Genomic DNA, 539 nt, shown 5'->3' with positions numbered 1-539 from the left:
AAGCAGTTACTTCATTATTTTCACCGTCTGCTTTCGGCGTGAAGCTCACTTCTGTTTTACCTGCATCAATCATCTCTTGGGTCACAGGAATGGTTTGTTCACCATCTGGGGTGCTCACTACTAAGCTGTCGCCGGCTTTGGTGTTGGCTGGAATGCTGATCTCTGCTGTGGCTTTACCGCTGTCTAGGTCAGTTGGGTTGAGTGCATTATCTCCGCCGTCTTTGATGCTGACTTTCGGCGCACCGTCTTGGGTGGTGCTGTCGTTGTCTGCGCCATTCGGGGTTTTGTCGCCGTTGACGTCTCCCGGCACGCCGGTATCGACAATCACGTCGTCTTGCGCGCTGTTGGCCGCCGGCGTGTTACCGGTAGCCGTCGCAGTCACGCTCGCTTTGACAACGACCGTGCCGTCTTGGCTGCTCGGGATGTCTACGCTGGCTGTGATGCTGTGCGCGTTGGCTTCGTCTGCGGTCACGGTGTGCGTGCTGAGGGTGCCGTTAACATCAATGGTCACGGTGTCGCCTTCTTTGACATCGCCGTTC

1 protein-coding gene is annotated in these 539 nt (G+C 56.4%); it reads right to left on the bottom strand.

Annotation, left to right across the window (positions count from 1 at the left end; translation table 11 throughout):
* Positions 1-328: hypothetical protein (locus A5N85_RS15415; protein ID WP_143143338.1), on the bottom strand; the 328-nt coding region annotated here is incomplete at its 3' end.
* Positions 329-539 lie beyond the last annotated feature (211 nt).

The sequence above is a fragment of the Suttonella ornithocola genome, from assembly GCF_001889065.1.
Lineage (GTDB): Bacteria > Pseudomonadota > Gammaproteobacteria > Cardiobacteriales > Cardiobacteriaceae > Suttonella_A > Suttonella_A ornithocola.
The sequence above is the reverse complement of the archived record's forward strand: the minus strand, read 5'-3'. Positions and strand labels throughout refer to the sequence as shown.